The 19,034-nt window shown below is 66.0% G+C and carries 19 protein-coding genes; 11 read left to right on the plus strand and 8 right to left on the minus strand.

Annotated elements, in window-relative coordinates:
- Positions 1-150: 150 nt before the first annotated feature.
- The 5 genes from RR51_RS26370 to RR51_RS26390 all read right to left on the minus strand — a co-directional run bounded on the left by RR51_RS26370 (position 151) and on the right by RR51_RS26390 (position 6,421).
- On the minus strand, positions 151-1,068 hold the full coding sequence (locus RR51_RS26370; protein ID WP_039615220.1) for a pyridoxal-phosphate dependent enzyme: 918 nt from the start codon (positions 1,066-1,068) through the stop codon (positions 151-153).
- On the minus strand, positions 1,065-1,739 hold the full coding sequence (locus RR51_RS26375; protein ID WP_039615221.1) for a helix-turn-helix transcriptional regulator: 675 nt from the start codon (positions 1,737-1,739) through the stop codon (positions 1,065-1,067). Before RR51_RS26375 ends, RR51_RS26370 begins: the two co-directional genes overlap by 4 nt.
- Before the next feature lie 184 nt (positions 1,740-1,923).
- Positions 1,924-3,627 carry an amidase gene (locus tag RR51_RS26380; RefSeq protein ID WP_039615222.1) on the minus strand — a complete coding sequence of 568 codons (1,704 nt, stop codon included), beginning with the start codon at positions 3,625-3,627 and terminating at the stop codon, positions 1,924-1,926.
- A 196-nt stretch (positions 3,628-3,823) separates the two neighbouring features.
- Positions 3,824-5,824, minus strand: a complete 2,001-nt coding sequence (locus tag RR51_RS26385; protein WP_038409735.1) for a peptidase U32 family protein — start codon at positions 5,822-5,824, stop codon at positions 3,824-3,826.
- 216 nt (positions 5,825-6,040) lie between these two features.
- Entirely contained in the window at positions 6,041-6,421 is a 381-nt protein-coding gene (locus RR51_RS26390) for a RidA family protein (protein ID WP_015270613.1), read from the minus strand.
- 136 nt (positions 6,422-6,557) lie between these two features.
- Here RR51_RS26390 and RR51_RS26395 point away from each other — a divergent pair, with 136 nt between their 5' ends.
- Positions 6,558-7,250: a tRNA (adenine(22)-N(1))-methyltransferase gene (locus RR51_RS26395; protein ID WP_039615223.1), complete on the plus strand. Its 693-nt coding sequence runs from the start codon at positions 6,558-6,560 to the stop codon at positions 7,248-7,250.
- 1 nt (position 7,251) lies between these two features.
- On the opposite strand, the gene RR51_RS26400 is transcribed toward RR51_RS26395, so the two are convergent.
- Positions 7,252-7,515, minus strand: coding sequence for a DUF2790 domain-containing protein (locus RR51_RS26400; RefSeq protein WP_015270611.1), 264 nt, complete (start codon positions 7,513-7,515; stop codon positions 7,252-7,254).
- Positions 7,516-7,638: 123 nt separating this feature from the next.
- Between RR51_RS26400 and RR51_RS26405 the strand changes: the two genes are divergently transcribed.
- Positions 7,639-8,571, plus strand: coding sequence for a LysR family transcriptional regulator (locus RR51_RS26405; RefSeq protein ID WP_013972881.1), 933 nt, complete (start codon positions 7,639-7,641; stop codon positions 8,569-8,571).
- A 162-nt stretch (positions 8,572-8,733) separates the two neighbouring features.
- Here the strand turns inward: RR51_RS26405 and RR51_RS26410 are convergent, their stop codons facing one another.
- Positions 8,734-9,885 carry an acyl-CoA dehydrogenase family protein gene (locus RR51_RS26410; protein WP_003258582.1) on the minus strand — a complete coding sequence of 384 codons (1,152 nt, stop codon included), beginning with the start codon at positions 9,883-9,885 and terminating at the stop codon, positions 8,734-8,736.
- 16 nt (positions 9,886-9,901) lie between these two features.
- On the minus strand, positions 9,902-10,972 hold the full coding sequence (locus RR51_RS26415; RefSeq protein ID WP_039615224.1) for an enoyl-CoA hydratase/isomerase family protein: 1,071 nt from the start codon (positions 10,970-10,972) through the stop codon (positions 9,902-9,904).
- 252 nt (positions 10,973-11,224) lie between these two features.
- Here RR51_RS26415 and mdcA point away from each other — a divergent pair, with 252 nt between their 5' ends.
- From mdcA to madM, 9 genes are all read left to right on the plus strand, one after another.
- Entirely contained in the window at positions 11,225-12,886 is a 1,662-nt protein-coding gene (mdcA, locus tag RR51_RS26420) for a malonate decarboxylase subunit alpha (protein ID WP_039615225.1), read from the plus strand.
- Complete coding sequence (locus RR51_RS26425) at positions 12,886-13,842, plus strand: triphosphoribosyl-dephospho-CoA synthase (protein WP_039615226.1); 957 nt, start codon at positions 12,886-12,888, stop codon at positions 13,840-13,842. The genes mdcA and RR51_RS26425 overlap by 1 nt, the downstream gene beginning before the upstream one ends.
- A gap of 1 nt (position 13,843) precedes the next feature.
- Complete coding sequence (locus RR51_RS26430; RefSeq protein ID WP_039615227.1) at positions 13,844-14,143, plus strand: malonate decarboxylase subunit delta; 300 nt, start codon at positions 13,844-13,846, stop codon at positions 14,141-14,143.
- Positions 14,136-14,984, plus strand: coding sequence for a biotin-independent malonate decarboxylase subunit beta (locus tag RR51_RS26435; RefSeq protein ID WP_039615228.1), 849 nt, complete (start codon positions 14,136-14,138; stop codon positions 14,982-14,984). The genes RR51_RS26430 and RR51_RS26435 overlap by 8 nt, the downstream gene beginning before the upstream one ends.
- Entirely contained in the window at positions 14,981-15,772 is a 792-nt protein-coding gene (gene mdcE / locus RR51_RS26440) for a biotin-independent malonate decarboxylase subunit gamma (protein WP_039615229.1), read from the plus strand. The genes RR51_RS26435 and mdcE overlap by 4 nt, the downstream gene beginning before the upstream one ends.
- Position 15,773: 1 nt before the next feature.
- A complete protein-coding gene (locus RR51_RS26445; RefSeq protein WP_039615230.1) occupies positions 15,774-16,388 on the plus strand; it encodes a malonate decarboxylase holo-ACP synthase in 615 nt (204 codons plus the stop codon).
- Positions 16,385-17,305: a malonate decarboxylase subunit epsilon gene (gene mdcH / locus RR51_RS26450; RefSeq protein WP_039615231.1), complete on the plus strand. Its 921-nt coding sequence runs from the start codon at positions 16,385-16,387 to the stop codon at positions 17,303-17,305. Before RR51_RS26445 ends, mdcH begins: the two co-directional genes overlap by 4 nt.
- A gap of 204 nt (positions 17,306-17,509) precedes the next feature.
- On the plus strand, positions 17,510-17,932 hold the full coding sequence (gene madL / locus RR51_RS26455; RefSeq protein WP_003258591.1) for a malonate transporter subunit MadL: 423 nt from the start codon (positions 17,510-17,512) through the stop codon (positions 17,930-17,932).
- A gap of 2 nt (positions 17,933-17,934) precedes the next feature.
- On the plus strand, positions 17,935-18,699 hold the full coding sequence (gene madM / locus RR51_RS26460) for a malonate transporter subunit MadM (protein WP_024087229.1): 765 nt from the start codon (positions 17,935-17,937) through the stop codon (positions 18,697-18,699).
- Positions 18,700-19,034: the final 335 nt, after the last annotated feature.

Consider the following 19,034-nt stretch of genomic DNA (forward strand, 5'->3'; position numbering starts at 1 on the left):
GAGAATCCGATGAGTGTCGTATTGGATGGCACCGGCTTCGCCGGTGTTCGCGGGTGAACCCGCTCCCACAGGAAATGCGCTTGCTTCAGACCTTGCGCAGTCCAATCTGTGGGAGCGGGTTTACCCGCGAAGAGGCCGGTACAGGTAACCTCAATCCACCTGCTGCAACCACGCCTGGATCTGCTCCAGCGTGGCGGTAGCCCCGCCACAAACCACTACCAGCACATTCTGGTACTGCGCCAGGGCGCCCGGTGCATAGGCCAACGCCAAGGCTGCTCCACAAGCTGGCTCCACCAGCACGCGATGGTCCAGCAGGAATCGCTCGCACGCCTCCAGCGCAGCGCGGTCACTGACCAGGTGGCTGTGCACCGGATGCTGCTGCACGCACACCAGCGCCTGGTCAGCCACACGCTTGGCCCCCAGCGACGTCGCCACCGAGGCAATACGTTCCAGCTCCACCGAATGCCCCGCCCGCATGGCTGCATGCAGCGATGCCGCGCCTTCGGTTTCCACCGCCAGAACTGGTACATCGCCCCAGCCGTTGCGCTGTAGCCCCTCGACCACGCCACTGAGCAAACCGCCACCGCCCACCGACAACACCACGGCATCCGGCCTCACGCCGGTCTCGGCGACTTCATCCACCAGGCTGGCATGCCCGGCCCACAGCAGCGGGTCATCGAATGGGTGGATGAAGGCGTCATCCGGGCCGACCAAGGTCTGCGCCAGGGCGTTGGCCTCCTGCCAGGAGCTGCCATGCACCACCACCTTGGCGCCCTCCAGGCGCAGCAGGTCCTTGGCCCGCTCGGTGGTGGTCTCGGGTACCACCACGGTCACTGGCACGCCCAGCTTGCGCCCGGCATAAGCTACAGCCAGGCCGGCGTTGCCGCCCGAGGAAGACACGAAATGCCGAGCGCCACGGGCATGGTGCACCTCGCAGGCATGGCCCACGCCGCGCAGCTTGAACGAGCCGCAGGGCTGCAGGGCATCGAGCTTGAGCCAGACGTTGCTGCCCGCGGCCAGCGACAGCGGGCGGGACTCGATCAGGGGGGTATGGATATGCAAGGTCATTGGCTGGCTCCGCGCAGTTGCTCGAGGTAGTTGTAAACGGTGTAGCGGGTCACACCCAGGGCGCTGGCGGCCTTTTCCACGCCGCCCTTGACGATGAACAGGCCGCGCTCCTGCATCACTCTTACGGCTTCTACCTTGGCCTGCTTGTTCATTCGCCCCTGGCCGCTGCGCTGCAGGGATGCCTGGATTATCTCGCTCATCAGCAGTTCCATGTCGGCGGGTTCACTGACGGCAGGTGCGGCCGCTGTTGGTTGGAACTGCCGGAGAAAATTCATGGCTGCATCCAGGCCGGTGACGTCGGTGTTGACGCAGAGGCTGGCGAAGGGGTGGCCGCTGCTGTCACGGAAGATGGCCGTGGCGCTGCGCAGTGTGCGGCCCTTCAGCGTGGTGGGGTAGTCGGGCAGCACCACCGGCTCGCAGCCGTGCTGATCGGCCGAGGCCTGCATCAGTGCCTTGAAACCCTGGTCCTGTTCCGGGGCGGCGAGGATCGGGCTACCGACGCTGCGGCCGGAAAGGTGGCCATTGACGATCGCCACCACGGAGTGTTCCGGGTGGTCGAGGTCGTGCAGGAGGATTTCCATGTTGCGCGCGGCAACGCTGCCCAGGGCCTGGATGGCGGCCTTGAGGACGGTGAGGGTGAGCTGGCGTTCTTCGCTTGGGGTGATAGGCATGGCAGATCGGAAAATCAACGTTTTGTGTATTTTTACACATAAAGTTGAATTAGGCGATTTGCTTTTCCAGGCCCATTCGCGGGTAAACCCGCTCCCACAGGGACCCCACAGGTATTGAATACCGTGGGGTCCCTGTGGGAGCGGGTTTACCCGCGAATGGGCCGCAAAGCGGCCCCTTTAACCCTCAGCCCAGGGGCGGGGTACGCGGCGGGATCATTCGACGCGACCCGGTCGCCTCGAAGGCTGCACCAAAGCTGAGCAGCGCATTGTCGCTGTAAGCCCGGCCAGCAAAGGTCAGCCCCACCGGCATGCCGATATCGGCCATCACGCCCATCGGCACGGTCACGGTAGGCACGCCCAGGTGACGGATTGCCAGGTTGCCGTTGGCCACCCAGATGCCGTTGCTCCAGGCAATGTCCGCCGACGCCGGGTTGATGTCGGCATCGGCCGGGCCCACGTCGGCCACGGTGGGGAACAGCACCGCGTCCAGGCCCAGCTTGTCCATCCAGTCTTCCAGGTCGATCTTGCGGGTCTGCTCCAGGCCGCGCAGGCCGTCGGGCAGGGTCTCGATCTGGTCCCAGGTCTTCAGGCCACGCTTGGCCATGTTGACGTACTCGTCCATGCCAGCGGCCAGGTCGTCCTCACGGTTGGGCAGGGTGCCCGGGTCGTGGGGGAAGATCTGCGGCCCGTCGACATCGGCCAGGCGGTTGAGCCTGGGGTCATCGTTGGCGCGCAGGAAGTCGTCGAAGGCCCAGCCCGACAGCTCCCACAGCTCGTCATGCAGGAATTCCTTGCTGACGATGCCGCGGTTGTACACGGTCGGTGCGCCAGGGCGGTCGCCTTCGCAGTTGGATACCAGCGGGAAGTCCACTTCCAGTACTTCGGCTCCAGCCGCCTCCAGTGCCTGGCGGGCCTGCTGCCACAGGTCGATCACCGTGGCGCGGGTGTGGATGCGCTGGCCAGTCGGGCCGCCGATGCCTGGCTTCTCGGAAGTACCTGCTTCGGCATCGGCATTGATGTACATGCGTGGCACGCCAAAGCGCTTGCCCTTGAGCGCGCTGGCATCCACGGCCAAGTCCAGGTACGAAGCCGGGCGCACCGTCGAAGCCGCCGGGATTGGCACCCAGGGTTGCAGGCGCCACAGGTCGCCGCGCTTGTCGGCGTCGTCGGCTACGACCACGTCGAGGATTTCCAGCAGGTCGGCCATGGTACGGGCATAGGGAACCACCACGTCCATGGTCGGTGTGAGCGGCCAGTTGCCACGCACCGAAATCACCCCACGCGACGGGGTATAGGCGCACAGGCCATTGTTGGAGGCCGGGCCACGGCCGCTGGACCAGGTTTCTTCGGCCAGGCCGAAGGCACTGAAACTGGCGGCAGTGGCGGTGCCGGCACCGTTGGACGAGCCCGAGGCGAACGGTGCGGTCAGGTAGTTGGCGTTGTACGGGCTTTCGGCGCGGCCATACACGCCGCGCTGCATGCCGCCGTTGGCCATGGGCGGCATGTTGGTCTTGCCCAGGCATACGGCGCCGGCGGCGCGCAGGCGTTCGATGGTAAAGGCGTCGCGCTGGGCCACCAGGTCCTTGAAGGCAGGGCTGCCGGAGGCAGCGGTCAGGCCTTTGACCAGGTAGCTGTCCTTGGCGGTGTAGGGGATGCCGTCCAGCGGGCTCAGGACCTGGCCTTTGGCGCGACGGGCGTCGGAGGCTGCGGCCTCATTCAGCGCCTCGGGGTTGCGTACCACAACGGCGTTCAGGGCAGTGGCGGTGTCGGCGCCATCGTAGGCGTCGATGCGCGCCAGGTAGGCCTGGACCAGCTCGACCGCCGTCGTGCGGCCCGACTCGAGCGCATCGCGCAGCTCGGCAATGGAAACCTCGGTTACCTCGATCATGCGTTCACCAAAAAATGTGCAGGTGGGGGCTAATGCGAGGAGTGTACAAGAAGGGCTTGGCGGGCGCAGGTTTGCGCGGGGGCAAACGGTTTTTTGCAGGCAAGCATTGTCGGGTCTTCCCGAGTCGTCCCACCATCCCTTCGAGTATCACCATGCAGGCGGCTTCAGCCGCAAAAGGGCCCTTGCAGGCCACCGATCAATGCGGCCCGCGCGGAATGGTCTTCAGCAGGTCTTCCGGGCTGATGTGTCCAACCACCTGGGCCACCGCGCTGCCCGGGGTCGGCAGGTCGATGATGTGGCTTTTCATCTTGCCGATCACGTGCATTTCGCACGGCTTGCAGTCGAACTTCAGGGTCAGCACTTCATCACCCTGGATCAGCTGCATCGGCGCCACCTTGGTGCGCACGCCGGTCACGCCCTTGGCCTGCTTGGGGCACAGGTTGAAGGAGAAGCGCAGGCAGTGCTTGGTGATCATCACCGGCACTTCGCCGTGCTCTTCATGGGCCTCGTAGGCCGCGTCGATCAGCTGCACGCCGTGGCGGTGGTAGAAGTCGCGGGCCTTCTGGTTGTACACGTTGGCCAGGAACGACAGGTGCGATTCTGGGTAAACCGGCGGTGGCGTGGTCTCGGCCTTGCGCCCGCCACGCGGGTGCGCCTGCACCCGTGCTGCAGTCAGCGCCTCGATGGCTTCGCGGCGCAGGGCCTTGAGCTGCGAGTTGGGGATGAAGTAAGCCTGCGGGGCGTCCAGCTCGATGCTGTCGGCGTGGTACATGGTGGTACCCAGCTGGCCGAGCAGGTCGTGCAGCTGGTCCAGCGCCTGCTGCGGCTTGTTGGCCGGGCCGAACGGGCCTTCCAGTGCCACTTGCGTGCCCACGCCTTCCTCGCTGGTGACGGTCAGCACCAGGCGTTGCTCGCGCAGTACCGCGTGCCATTGCACGCCGACGCGGCGCTCGGCCGAAGTGCGTTGCAGGGCCTGCTGCCAGTTGTGGTCGAGGTTGCGCGACAGCGGGTGGTTGGGCCGCAGCTTGTGCAGGCCTTCAGGCATTTCGTTGGGCTCGACGCGGTAGCGGTAGCGCTTCTCGCCGTCTTCCTCGAATTCGCCACGCGGTTCGGCGATGTTGGCACGGAAGCCCACCACCTCACGCTTCACCAGCACATTGAGGCCGTCGCCGTTGGTCAGCGGCACCTCGGTGACCACCTGCATGTCACGCTTGCCGACCTTTTCCACCACGCCCACCGGCAGGCCGGTGAAGGTTGGCGAGTCGAAGGCGCCGATGTCGACCTTGCGGTCGGTGACGAAGTAGTCGGTGCTGCCGCGGTGGAAGGTCTTGTCCGGGTCGGGCACGAAGAAGTGCTGGGTGCGGCCGCTGGAGGCACGGGCCAGCTCCGGGCGGCCTTCGAGGATGGCGTCGAGTTCCTTGCGGTAGTGGGCGGTGATGTTCTTCACATAGGCCACGTCCTTGTAGCGGCCTTCGATCTTGAACGAGCGCACGCCGGCGTCGACCAGGTCAGCCAGGTTGGCGGTCTGGTTGTTGTCCTTCATCGACAACAGGTGCTTCTCGAACGCGACCACGCGGCCCTGGTCATCCTTCAGGGTGTAGGGCAGGCGGCAGGCTTGCGAGCAGTCGCCACGGTTGGCGCTGCGGCCGGTCTGCGCATGGGAGATGTTGCACTGGCCGGAGAAGGCCACGCACAGCGCACCGTGGATGAAGAATTCGATGGCGGCGTCGGTTTCGGCGGCGATGGCGCGGATCTGCTGCAGGTTCAGCTCACGCGCCAGCACCAGCTGGGAGAAGCCGGCCTGGTCGAGGAACCTGGCCCGTTCCAGGGTGCGGATGTCGGTCTGGGTGCTGGCGTGCAGCTCGATCGGCGGGATGTCCAGCTCCATCACCCCCAGGTCCTGCACGATCAGTGCGTCGACACCAGCGTCGTACAGCTGGTGGATCAGCTTGCGCGCGGGCTCCAGCTCGTTGTCGTGGAGGATGGTGTTGATGGTGGTGAACACGCGTGCATGGTAGCGATGGGCGAACTCGACCAGTTCGGCGATATCGCTGACTTCGTTGCAGGCGTTATGGCGCGCGCCGAAGCTCGGGCCACCGATGTAGATGGCGTCTGCGCCGTGCAGGATCGCTTCGCGGGCGATGGCCACGTCACGGGCAGGGCTGAGCAGTTCCAGGTGATTCTTTGGAAGGGACATGTCGTTATAGGTTCGGGCTGTCACGGTTTAGGCGGGCATTGTAGCGGCGAAACGGGCTGGCGGCATCATCGGGGTGCTTGTAGGAGCGGCCTTGTGTCGCGAAGGGCCGCAACGCGGCCCCGGCAATATCTGCTGCGGAGCTGAGAACCTGGGGGCGCTGCGCACCCCAATCGCGACACAAGGCCGCTCCTACAAGGATCGTGCCTCAGGCAAAAGTCAGCGCTTGGCAGCCATTGCGGTCACTTCCACGCGCATGCCTTCGAACGCCAGTGCAGCCACACCCACGGCGGCGCGTACCGGCCAGGGCTTGCTGAAGAAGCGCTGGTACACCTCGTTGAATGCCGCGCGGTCGGCCATGTCGGTGAGGTAGATGGTCAGGTGCAGCACGCGGTCCATGCCGCTGCCGGCCTTCTCCAGCGCCACCTTCAGCGCCTGCAGGGTGCACTCGCTCTGCTCGACGATGCCGCCCAGCTCCAGGCTGCCATCAGCGTGGGTCGGGATCTGCGTGGTGACCAGCACGCCGTTGTATTCGGCAACGTCGGAAGAAATCGACTCGGCGTCCGGGTCCGGGGTGTAGATGATGTCTGCTTGTGCCATGGTGTGTTTTGCCTTGCTACGGAAGGAAAGCGGCAAGCCTACGCGAGCGCGCCGGCCTGGTCGAGGGCGCCCCGGTGTTTGAAATGCGTGGCGTTCGCCGTCAGAATCGCGGCCGATTGCAAAGCAGGGGTTTACGTTGAACGAACAGACATTGTCCAGGCGCCTGGAGCGCGTGGCTGCACAAGTACCGCAAGGCGCGCGCCTGGCCGACATCGGCTCGGACCATGGCTACCTGCCGGTGGCCTTGATGCTGCGCGGCATACTGGACGCGGCGGTAGCGGGCGAGGTGGCGCAGACGCCGTTCGCCTCGGCCCAGCGCAACGTCCGCAGGAACGGCCTGGAAGGACGGGTCAGCGTGCGCCTGGCCGATGGCCTGGCAGCGGTCGAGCCGGGAGATCGCATCTCGGTGATCAGCATCTGCGGCATGGGTGGCGACACCATGTGCGAGATCCTCGAGGCCGGCAAGCAGCGCCTGGCTGGCGTCACGCGCCTGGTGCTGCAGCCCAATGGCGCCGAGCGCGAACTGCGCCAGTGGCTGATGGGCAATGGTTACCGGATCGTCAGCGAAGAACTGCTGCGGGAGAACCGCTTCGACTACGAGATCATCGTCGCCGAGCCGGGCGGGGCGGCGTACACCGCTGAACAGCTGTACTTCGGCCCGGTGCTGGTGCAGGAGAAAAGCGAGGCGTTTCTGGTCAAGTGGCGGCGCATGCTGCGGCAGAAGCAGCAGACCCTGGCCAACTTCGAGCGGGCCCGCGGTGCGGTGCCTCAGGCGAAAATCGACGACTTCAAGCAACAGGTCGGCTGGATCACCGAGGTACTGGCCTGACTCACTGCTGCGAGCAGTTGCCCATTTCCCGGTAGTCGATTTCGCGCTTCTGCCCCTGGTGGTCGACATACACCATGTGCGCGGTACCAACCTGGCAGTCGGCGGCGTTGCTGGGCGGGGTGATGGAGATGACCTTGGCCACGTCCAGCGGCATGCCGTATTCGTAGTTGCTGCTGCTGACCGGCTGGTTGCTGCCGGTGTCGGCAAGGGCACCGAACGAGGCGAGGGCAGCGGTAACGGCAAGGACAGCGATCGAACGTTTCATGGCAGGCTCCTTTTTTCAATGTATGACTAATGATCCATTCATTGGCCATCCACAATAAATGGGCTAACCCGTGATAGATTCCTGCCTTTAACGCAAGAATAAGACCGAACAAGGAGCACCTTCATGGACATGCTGCATGCCATGCGTACCTTCGCCCGTGTGGTGGAATGCGGCAGCTTCGCTGCGGCCGCCAATGCCCTGGATATTTCCGCGGCGCAGGTTTCGCGCATCGTTGCCGAGCTGGAAAACCAGCTGCAGACCCGCCTGCTGCACCGCACCACGCGGCGTTTGCGCATGAGCGAGGCGGGCGAGCGGTTTCTCGAGCGCGCGCGGCAGATCATGTTGCTGACCGAAGAGGCGGTGGGGGAAGCCCGTGGCGCGCACCTCACGCCCCGCGGTCGCCTGCGCTTGCATTGCCCGCACGGGATGGGCCTGTTGCTGATGCCGCTGGTGGCCGGCTACAACGCATTGTGCCCGGAGGTGGTGATCGAACTGACCCTGTCCCAGCGCAACCCCGACCCGCTGGCCGAAGGGCATGACGTGGTGATTACCGTGGACGGTGCGTTGCCGGATTCGCAGCTGATCGCTGTGCCGCTGGGCAACATTTTCAGCATCCCCTGCGCGGCGCCGAGCTACCTGTTGGCCCACGGCGTGCCAGAGCGCCCGGAAGACCTGCACCAGCACCGTTGCCTGCGCATGGCGTATCCGATGTACGAAGGTGACTGGGTGTTCCCGCAAGGGGTGGACCAGTGCGTGATCGCACCGAACGACAGTTTTTCCACCAACGTCGCCGACGCCATGCTGGTGGCCAGCGAGCTGGGCATGGGCATTGGCCTGCTGCCGTTCTACACCGCCAGCCAGGCGATCGAGCAGGGGCGGTTGTGCCGCTTGCTGGCGCCGTATCGCCTGCGCGAGAGCGCGCTGTATGCGATCTACCCGTCACGGCATTATCTGGATGCCAAGGTGCGCACCTGGATCGACTACCTCAAGGAGCAACTGCCGGCGCTGTTCGAGGGGCATGCCAGGGTGGTGGATGATTCGCGGTATTGGCGATAGCCGAGTGCGGGGCGGTTAACGCTGGCCCTTGTAGGAGCGGCCTTGTGTCGCGATAGGGCCGCAAAGCGGCCCCAGGATGTCAGCTTCGATGCACAAATTGCTGGGGCCGCCATGCGGCCCTATCGCGACACAAGGCCGCTCCTACAGGGATCGCGCAAGGTTTTAAAGCGGGTAGTGCTTCAACTCCCGCGCAATCAGCATCCGCTGGATCTCGCTAGACCCTTCATAGATCTGCGTGATCCGCGCATCGCGGTAGTAGCGCTCGACCGGGTAATCCTCCAGGTAACCATACCCGCCATGCACCTGGATCGCCATCGAACACACCCGCTCGGCCATCTCCGAGGCGAACAGCTTGGCCTGCGAAGCTTCCGACAGGCACGGCTTGCCGGCGCTGCGCAGGCGTGCGGCATGCAGGATCAGCAAGCGCGCGGCATTCACCTGCACCTGCATGTCGGCCAGCAGGTTGGCGATGCTCTGGTGTTCGTTGATCGGCTTGCCGAACTGCACCCGATCACGCGAGTAGGCCAACGCCGCCTCGAACGCGGCGCGGGCAATGCCCAGTGCCTGGGCAGCAATGCCGATACGGCCACCCTCAAGGTTGGACAGGGCGATGGCCAGGCCCTTGCCACGCTCACCGAGGATATTGGCGGCAGGGATGCGGCAGTTGTCGAAGGTGACCGCGCAGGTGTCGGAAGCGCGGATGCCCATCTTGTGCTCGCTGCGATCGACCTTGAAGCCCGGGTTGTCGGTGGGCACCAGGAACGCCGACAGGCCCTTTTTGCCCAGCTCCGGGTCGGTCACCGCGAAGACGATGGCCAGGCCGGCGCGGCGAGCGTTGCTGACGAACTGCTTGGCACCGTTGATCACCCACTGGCCATCCACCAGTTCGGCGCGGGTGCGCAGGTTGTGCGCCTCGGAACCGGCCTGTGGCTCGGTCAGGCAGAAGCAGCCGATCACCTCGCCGGTGGCCAGGCGTGGCAGCCACTGCTGTTGCTGTTCGGCCGTGCCGTAGGCCAGCAGCGGGCCGCAGCCCACCGAGTTGTGGATGCTCATCATCGCTCCGGTGGCACCGCAGCCGGCGGCGATCTCTTCCACCGCCAGGGCGTAGGCGACGTAGTCGGTGTAGCTGCCGCCAAAGTCTTCCGGCACCACCATGCCCAGCAGGCCCAGTTCGCCCATCTTGCGCACCACGCCATCGTCGATCCAGCCGGCCTTTTCCCAGGCCTGGGCATGCGGGGCGATCTCGCCGCGGGCAAAGTCCCGGGCCATGTCGCGGATCATGATCTGTTCTTCGCTCAGTTCCAGGTCTTGCATCTGTGTACTCCCGGGCTCACAGGCCTTCGAAGAATTGGTCGACCCGCTGGCGTTGCAGTGCGGCCAGGGTCGGCGGGTTCCAGCGTGGCTGCTTGTCCTTGTCGATGATCAGCGCGCGCACGCCTTCGATGATGTCGCCGTGCTGGAACCACTGGCGGTCCAGGTGCAGCTCCATGGCAAAGCAGTCGTCAAGGCTCAGGTGGCGACCCCGGCGCAGCATCTCCAGAGTAACCGCCATGGCCAGCGGCGAGCGGCTTTCCAGCTGGTCGGCGGTGGCTACCGCCCAGGCGTGGCTGTCGCCAATGCTCACCGCACGCAGTTGCTCGACGATGGCAGGCACGTCGGGCAGGGCAAAGAAGTGGTCGATGACCGGGCGCAGTTTTTCCAGCGGCGCATCGTCGAGCACCTGGGTGCCGAGCTTGGCCAGCAGGTTCTGCAGGTCCTTGAGTGGCTGGTCGCCGAAGTGCAGCTGGTCCAGGCCCTGGTCGAGGGCTGCCAGCTGGTCGCTGGCGAGGTACCAGTCGGCCAGGCCGCAGTACAGTGCATCGGCAGCCTGGATCTGGCTGCCACTGACCCCCAGGTAGGTGCCCAGTTCGCCCGGAATGCGCGACAGGAAGTAGCTGCCACCCACATCCGGGAAATAGCCGATTCCCACTTCGGGCATGCCCAGGCGGCTGCGTTCGGTGACCACGCGCAGGTCGCAGCCCTGGGCCAGGCCCATGCCGCCACCGAGGGTGAAGCCGTCCATCAGCACCAGCACCGGCTTGCGGTAGCGGTGGATGGCCAGGTTGAGGGCGTATTCCTCGACGAAGAAGGTTTCATGCAGCGTTTCGCCGGCCTTGAAGCTGTCGTGCAGCGAGCGGATATCGCCACCGGCGCAGAACCCTTTCGGGCCTTCGCCACGCAGTACCACGGCGTGCACGTGCGGGTCTTCGGCCCACTGGTCGAGGTGCTGGCGCAGGCTGCGGACCATGTCCAGGGTCAGGGCATTGAGGCCGGCGGGGCGGTTCAGGGTCAGATGGCCGATCTGGTTGCGGACCTCGGCCAGCACATGGTCGGTTGCCGAGGTATGAGCGTGCGCAGTCATTGCGTTCTCCCTGCTTTGTTATTGATTTTCCAAGTGAAGTCTGGAGTTCGCTGGAGGATCGCAGGATCCTGTCATGCGAATTTGCCTTGCACAATCGACAATTGTGCAAGGGCATCGTGCATTTTTGCCCTGCCCGAAGGTAGCGCGCTCCAATCATTAACCTGACAGTAACGAAAGCGCCAGTAGCTTGATTGATCCTCCCACCACCCCAGCCCTAAGGTGACCCCACGACAGCGAACCCGTGGAGTCACCATGACAACAACCAAGAATCCACCGCCGCAATGGTCGCGGCGGCGCGCCGAAAAGCAGCGCCGCCTTGACCGGGTCCGCCACCTCGCCGACGGCGTGGTGCTGCCCACCGAGCGTATCGTCGAAGCCCTGGAACTGCTGCTGGCTCCCGGCGACCGGGTAGTGCTCGAAGGCAACAACCAGAAGCAGGCCGACTTCCTTTCCCGCGCGCTGGCCAAGGTCGACCCTGGGCGCCTGCACAACCTGCACATGATCATGCCCAGCGTCAGCCGGGCCGAGCACCTCGACCTGTTCGAACGTGGTATAGCCCGCAAGCTCGACTTCTCGTTCGCCGGCCCGCAGAGCCTGCGCATTGGCCAACTGCTGGAAGACGGCCTGCTCGAAGTCGGTGCCATCCACACCTATATCGAGCTGTACTCGCGGCTGCTGGTCGACCTGATCCCCAACGTCACCCTGGTGGCTGGCTTCATGGCCGATCGCGACGGCAACCTGTTCACCGGCCCCAGCACCGAAGACACCCCGGCCTTGGTGGAGCCGGCTGCGTTCAGCGACGGCATCGTCATCGCCCAGGTCAACCAGCTGGTGGACCGCGTGGATGACCTGCCACGGGTCGATATCCCGGCATCCTGGGTCGATTTCGTGGTGGTTGCCGACCAGCCTTTCTATATAGAGCCGCTGTTCACCCGCGACCCGCGCCACATCAAGCCGGTGCATGTGCTGATGGCGATGATGGCCATTCGCGGCATCTACGAAAAACACCAGGTGCAGTCGCTGAACCATGGCATTGGCTTCAACACCGCCGCCATCGAGCTGATCCTGCCCACCTATGGCGAGTCCCTGGGCCTGAAGGGCAAGATCTGCCGCAACTGGACACTCAACCCGCACCCGACGCTGATCCCGGCCATCGAGACCGGCTGGGTGGAAAGCGTGCACTGCTTCGGCACCGAACTGGGCATGGAAGACTACATCGCCCAGCGCCCGGACGTGTTCTTCACTGGCCGTGATGGTTCGCTGCGTTCCAACCGCATGATGTGCCAGCTTGCCGGGCAGTACGCCGTCGACCTGTTCATTGGCGCCACCCTGCAGGTGGATGGCGATGGCCATTCCTCGACCGTGACCCGCGGCCGCCTGGCCGGCTTCGGCGGTGCCCCGAACATGGGCCACGACCCCCGTGGCCGGCGCCATGCGACCCCGGCCTGGCTCGACATGACCGTGCCGGAAACCATGCTCGAACGCGGTCGCAAGCTGGTGGTGCAGATGGTCGAGACCTACCAGGAAGGCGGCAAGCCCACCTTCGTGGAAACCCTCGATGCCGTGGAAGTGGCCAGGAAAGCCGGCATGCCGCTGGCGCCGGTGATGATCTACGGCGACGACGTCACCCACCTGCTGACCGAGGAGGGCATTGCCTACCTGTACAAGGCCCGCAGCCTGGAAGAGCGCCAGCAGATGATCGCCGCCGTGGCCGGGGTTACCGCCATCGGCCTGCGGCACGACCCCAGGGACACGCAGCGCCTGCGCCAGCAAGGCCTGGTCGCCTTGCCCGAAGACCTCGGCATCCGCCGTACCGACGCCAGCCGCGAACTGCTGGCTGCGCGCAGCATCGCCGACCTGGTCGAATGGTCTGGCGGCCTGTACAACCCGCCTGCACGGTTCAGGAGCTGGTGATGAAAGCACTCGACTTGCAACCGCGTGGGCTTCTTCGCGAGCATGCTCGCTCCCACAGGGAAAGTGATGCACTTGAAGATTGCGCGGTCCCTGTGGGAGCGGGCGTGCCCGCGAAGAGGCCAGCACAGGCAACCAAATTACCCCTGGCCGATCACCTGGCCGACCTGGCCGTGGAAGCCCTGATCGACGAAGCCGACCTGTCCCCCAAACCCGGCCTGGTCGACCGCCGTGGCAATGGCGCCCACCACGACATGACCCTGGCCCTGATGCATGCCTCGGCCCTGGCCCTGTGGCCATGCCTGCGCAACATGGCCGAAGCCGCCCAGGCCATCGGCACCCTCGGCCAGCCCCTGCGCGCCACCCTGGGCCAGCTCGGCCGCGAAGGCGAGGCGGCGATGCTGGCCGCCACCGGCGGGGTCAACACCCACCGCGGCGCAATCTGGGCCCTCGGCCTGCTGGTTGCATCCAAGGCCCTCGACACCCAGGCCGATACCAACACCCTGGCTGCCCGTGCCGGGCGCATCGCACTGTTCGACGACCCCGCCATGACCACCCAGGACAGCCATGGCCTGCAGGTACGCCGCCGCTATGGCACTGGCGGCGCCCGCGAACAGGCGCAGCAAGGTTTCCCGGCGGTTATCGGTCACGGTCTGCCACAACTGCAGCGCAGCCGCGCAGCCGGTGCCAGCGAGCCGCACGCCCGGCTCGACGCGCTGCTGGCGATCATGGCCGTGCTTAACGATACCTGCGTGCTCTGGCGTAGCGGCCCGACCGGGCTGGCTGCCGTCCAGCACGGCGCCCGTACCGTGCTGAGCGAAGGCGGCAGCGCCACGCTGGCAGGGCGCCGACAGCTGCGCCGGCTGGACCAGCACCTGCTGCACCTGAATGCCTCACCGGGCGGCGCCGCCGATCTGCTGGCCGCCTGCCTGTTCCTCGACAAAGCCGGGAGCCTGTGACATGGAAACCCTGACCTTTCAATTCCCCGCCGCCGCACCTGGGCGTGGCCGCTCACTGGTGGGCTGCGTCAGCTCCGGTGACCTTGAAGTGCTGATCGAGCCCGGCACCACCGGCAGCCTGCAAATTCAGGTGGTGACCTCGGTCAACGGCAGCGCTGCCCGCTGGGCGCAGCTGTTCCAGCGCCTGTTCGAGGGCCGCACCTGGCCGGCCGTGAACATCGACATCCATGATTTCGGCGCCACCCCAGGCGTGGTGCGCTTGCGTCTGGAGCAAGGCCTCGAGGAGATCGCTCATGACTGATATCGCACGCTTGCTGCACAGCCGCAGCTTTGTCGAACTGGGTGCCCGCCAGCGCGCCCGCGCCGTGCTCGACCCGGGCAGCTTCCGTGAACTACTGGGGCCGTTCGACCGGCTGATGTCACCCTGGCTACCGCGCCAGGGCATCGTGCCCCAGGCCGATGATGGCGTGGTCATCGCCAAGGGCCTACTGAACGGGCGCAACGCTGTGGTCGCTGCCATCGAAGGCAGTTTCCAGGGCGGCAGCATGGGCGAGGTGGGAGGGGCCAAGATCGCCGGTGCGCTGGAACTGGCCATCGAAGACAACCGCAACGGCATCCCCACCTGCGCCGTGCTGCTGCTGGAAACCGGCGGTGTACGCCTGCAGGAAGCCAACCTGGGGCTGGCGGCGATTGCCGAAATACAGGCGGCGATTGTCGAGCTGCGCGCCTGGCAGCCGGTGGTCGGCCTGGTCGCAGGTTCGGTCGGCTGTTTCGGCGGCATGTCCATCGCCGCTGGCCTTTGCAGCCACTTGCTGGTCACCCGCGAAGCCCGCCTGGGCCTCAACGGCCCGCAGGTAATCGAGCAGGAAGCGGGCATCGGTGAATACGACGCAAAGGACCGCCCCTTCATCTGGAGCTTGACCGGCGGCGAGCAGCGCCACGCCAGCGGCCTGGTCGATGCCTGTGTGGCCGATGACATCGAGGCTTTGCGCGAACGCTTGCTGCAATTGCTCGACGAGCCTTCAAGGGATCGCGCCGGTCAACACGCCTGGTTCCTCGAACGCCTGGCCCGGCTGGGCGATGACTGCACGCAACTGGATGCCGCTGCCGTGCGTGACCTGTACCAAGGAGAAGCCAAATGAACCGTGCCTTGAACTGGCTGCCGGGCCTGGCCGGCGGGCAAGCCTTGCCCGGCTACCCCGCGTCGTTGCGGGTAATCGATGGCGAACTGGACAACCGCCTGGCGCGTTTCATCGCCGTGGTGCCGGACGCCGACAACCCGTTCCCCCGGGCGCGCTCGGGCGAAGTCGGCCTGCTGGAAGGCTGGGGCCTGGCCAAGGCTGTGAGCGAAGCGGTCGAGGCTGACCGCCACGGCCAAAAGCGCGCCATCGTCGCGGTGATCGACGTGCCCAGCCAGGCCTATGGCCGCCGTGAGGAGGCGTTGGGAATTCACCAGGCCTTGGCCGCTGCGGTGCAGGCCTATGCCCAGGCGCGGTTGGCCGGGCACCCGGTGATCGGCCTGCTGGTCGGCAAGGCCATGTCCGGTGCCTTCCTGGCCCACGGTTACCAGGCCCAGCGCCTGATCGCCCTGGATGATGCCGGGGTCATGGTGCACGCCATGGGCAAGGCGGCGGCAGCGCGCATCACCCTGCGCAGCGTCGAGCAACTGGAAGCCCTGGCCGCCGAGGTGCCGCCGATGGCCTACGACCTGGCCAGCTACGCCTCGCTGGGCCTGCTGTGGCGCCGCCTGACGGTGGACAACGCCGAGACGCCGAGCAGTGCCGACATCGCCCAGGTACGTGCCTGCCTGGCTGATGCGGTGCGCGACATCGGCAGCTCGAGCGACCTGTCGTCGCGGCTGGCGGGCGAAAACCGCAACGCCTCGCGCCAGGTGCGCGAACAGCTGCGCCGCCAGTGGCAGGGCGCTTGAGATGAACGCGCCAAGGCCGCACGACCTGCTCTGGGGCATGCCCGTATCGGGCCTGCCTGCTGATGCGCCGCGTTGGGCGCAGAATGTGCTGCTGAGCGGCCAGCCGGTGGTGGTGCGCCGTGCCACCTGTGCGAACGGCTGGGTGGCGGTGGGGCTGCGTGGCCAGGGCAGGGCGCAGCGGTCGGGTGTACTGATGCGGCTGGCCGACATCCAGTGTCAGCAAGGCCCCGAAGCGCTGCGCTGGCAAGCTGAAAGCCCTTGGCCTGCATTGCAGGCCCTGGCCTCGGTCGCCCCGGTACTGGATGCCAGCGGCCTGGCCTGGGGGCCGACAGGTGGGGTGGGGTACCAGATCGCCACCGGTATGGAGGTGGTACACGCCGACAGCGACCTGGACTTGCTGCTGCGCACGCCACAACCGCTGGCCCGGGCGCAGGCGCGTGAGCTGCTGGATATCCTCGATTGCGCGCCTTGTCGTATCGACCTGCAGCTGGAAACCCCGGCGGGTGCCGTCGCCCTGCGTGAGTGGGCCGGCTTCGCCCGCCGCGTGCTGCTCAAGTCGGCCCATGGCCCACGCCTGGTCAGCGACCCATGGGCAGAGATGGAGCGTGCCGCATGAGCAGCCTGTTCGCCTTCCCCGGCCAAGGCGCCCAGCAGGTGGGCATGCTGCAGCGCCTGCCTGAGGGGGCCGGGCAATTGCTGGAAGAGGCCAGTGACACCCTCGGCCAGCAGGCCCTGGCGCTGGACAGCCAGCAGGCCCTGCAGACGACCCGTGCCGTGCAGCTGTGCCTGCTGCTGGCTGGCGTGGCCTGGGCGCGCTGGCTGATGCAGCGCAGCCCCGCGCCGGATTACGTGGCGGGCTTGTCGATTGGCGCCTACCCGGCGGCGGTCACGGCGGGCGCATTGGGTTTTGCCGATGCCGTGCGCCTGGTTGCCCTGCGTGGCGAACTGATGCAGCGCGCCTATCCACAAGGCTACGGCATGACCGCACTCAGCGGCCTGGACCTGGCCTGTGTCGAACGCTTGTTGAGCGATACGGGCGGCGAGGTGTATGTCGCCAACCTCAACAGCGACAACCAGATCGTCATCGCCGGTAGCGATGGTGCGATGGCTGCGGTTGCCGCCAAGGCACGCCGCCTGGGCCAGGGCGTTGCCCGGCGCCTGGCGGTCAGCGTGCCGTCGCATTGCCCGTTGCTGGATGGCCCGGCGGCCGAACTGGCCAGTGCCTTCGCCACGGTCGAACTGCAGCGACCGCGTATCACCTACCTCAGCGGCAGCAGCGCTCGGCCGATATTCGACCCACAGCGTCTGCGCGACGACCTGGCCGGCAACATGGCGCGGGTGGTCGACTGGCGTGCTACGTTGCGCAACGCCTATGAGCGTGGCGTGCGCCTGCACCTGGAGCTGCCGCCCGGCAACGTGCTCGGCGGGCTGGCCCGGCCGGTGTTCGAACAGGGCAGGGTGGTTGCTGTTGAAGGCACCCGCTGGGACACCCTGGATGCGCTGCTGCGCCAGGAGGTGGCCGACGAACGATGACAGCGGCACTGCGGCGGATGGCGACCCCTGTGGGAGCGGCTTTAGCCGCGAAGAATCCAACGCGGTGCATGGCACCGGCTGCGCCGGTGTTCGCGGCTAAAGCCGCTCCCACAGAGTTCAGTTCCATGGGGGCAAAAGCCGCACAAAAGTGTGTTTACGAAGAACAACAACAAGCAACTTCGACACTACCTGAGGACAACAACAATGATCATCTATGGTGTGGCACTGCTGGCGGTCTGCACGCTTGCCGGCGTCATCGTCGGCGACTTCCTGGGCGTGCTGCTGGGCGTCAAATCCAATGTGGGCGGGGTCGGCATCGCCATGATCCTGCTGATCTGCGCACGCCTGTACATGCACCGCAACGGCGGCATGAGCAAGGAATGCGAGTTTGGCGTGGGCTTCTGGGGCGCCATGTACATCCCGGTGGTGGTGGCCATGGCTGCCCAGCAGAACGTGGTCACCGCCCTGCACGGCGGGCCGGTGGCGTTGCTGGCGGCGGTGGGGGCGGTACTGGTGTGCGGTGCGACCATTGCCCTGATCAGCCGCAGCCACCGCGGCGAACCCCTGCCGGCAGTGGAGGCCGGCCCCGAAAGCAATGTGCAGGCCGCCCCTGCAGGAGGGCGTTGATCATGTGGCCGATCATTGACAATGCCCTGGAACATAACGGTTTGATCACTGCCTTTGCGGTGGTGGGCGCGATCATGTGGTTGTCGGTGGTTTTGTCGAAGTACCTGACCTTCGGCCGCGTGCACGGCTCGGCCATCGCCATCGTCATCGGCCTGGTGCTGGCCTGGGTCGGTGGCACCATTACCGGTGGCCAGAAAGGCCTGGCCGACATGGCGCTGTTCTCCGGCATCGGCCTGATGGGCGGGGCCATGCTGCGCGACTTCGCCATTGTCGCCACGGCCTTCGAGGTGCAAGCCACCGAGGCGCGCAGGGCCGGGATGATCGGCGCGGTGGCGCTGCTGCTCGGCACGGTGCTGCCATTCATTGTCGGCGCTGCGGTGGCCTACGCCTTCGGTTACCGTGATGCGGTGAGCATGACCACCATTGGTGCGGGTGCGGTGACCTATATCGTCGGGCCGGTGACCGGGGCAGCGTTGGGGGCCAGCTCGGACGTGATGGCGCTGTCGATTGCCACCGGGCTGATCAAGGCGATCCTGGTGATGGTGTTCACCCCGGTATCGGCGCGCCTGCTGGCGCTGGACAACCCACGTTCGGCGATGGTGTTCGGCGGGTTGGCGGGGACGGTGTCGGGGGTGACGGCCGGGCTGGCGGCGACCGACCGGCGCCTGGTGCCGTACGGGGCCCTGACAGCCACCTTCCATACCGGGTTGGGCTGCCTGATGGGCCCGTCGATCCTGTACTTCTGCGTACGCGCCCTGGTCGGTTGACAACGATCTGCTGGACTGCGCAGACCCCTTACAGGAGCGGCCTTGTGTCGCGATCGGGCCGCAACGCGGCCCCGATAATTCCTAAGCGGGTCGTTTCTGAAGTATTTGGTTTCATGTTCAGAAATGTCTTACAGGTGATGGCCTTGTTGGCTGTGGGGTGTAGGGCGAGAGGTTGGGGTCAGGGCTGCCATGTGTCCGGCACTGCATTTTCAGCGCCTGTGAGATCGAGCGCCGCCCGCGCGGCGCTTCGCAGCACAAGGCTGCTCCTACATCTGTTTCTGGCCAGTAACGCCTGTGCCAACGCGCGCGACCGCCTTGTTTGTCCGGCACGATAT

The sequence above is a fragment of the Pseudomonas sp. C5pp genome (genome assembly GCF_000814065.1).
GTDB lineage: Bacteria > Pseudomonadota > Gammaproteobacteria > Pseudomonadales > Pseudomonadaceae > Aquipseudomonas > Aquipseudomonas asiatica.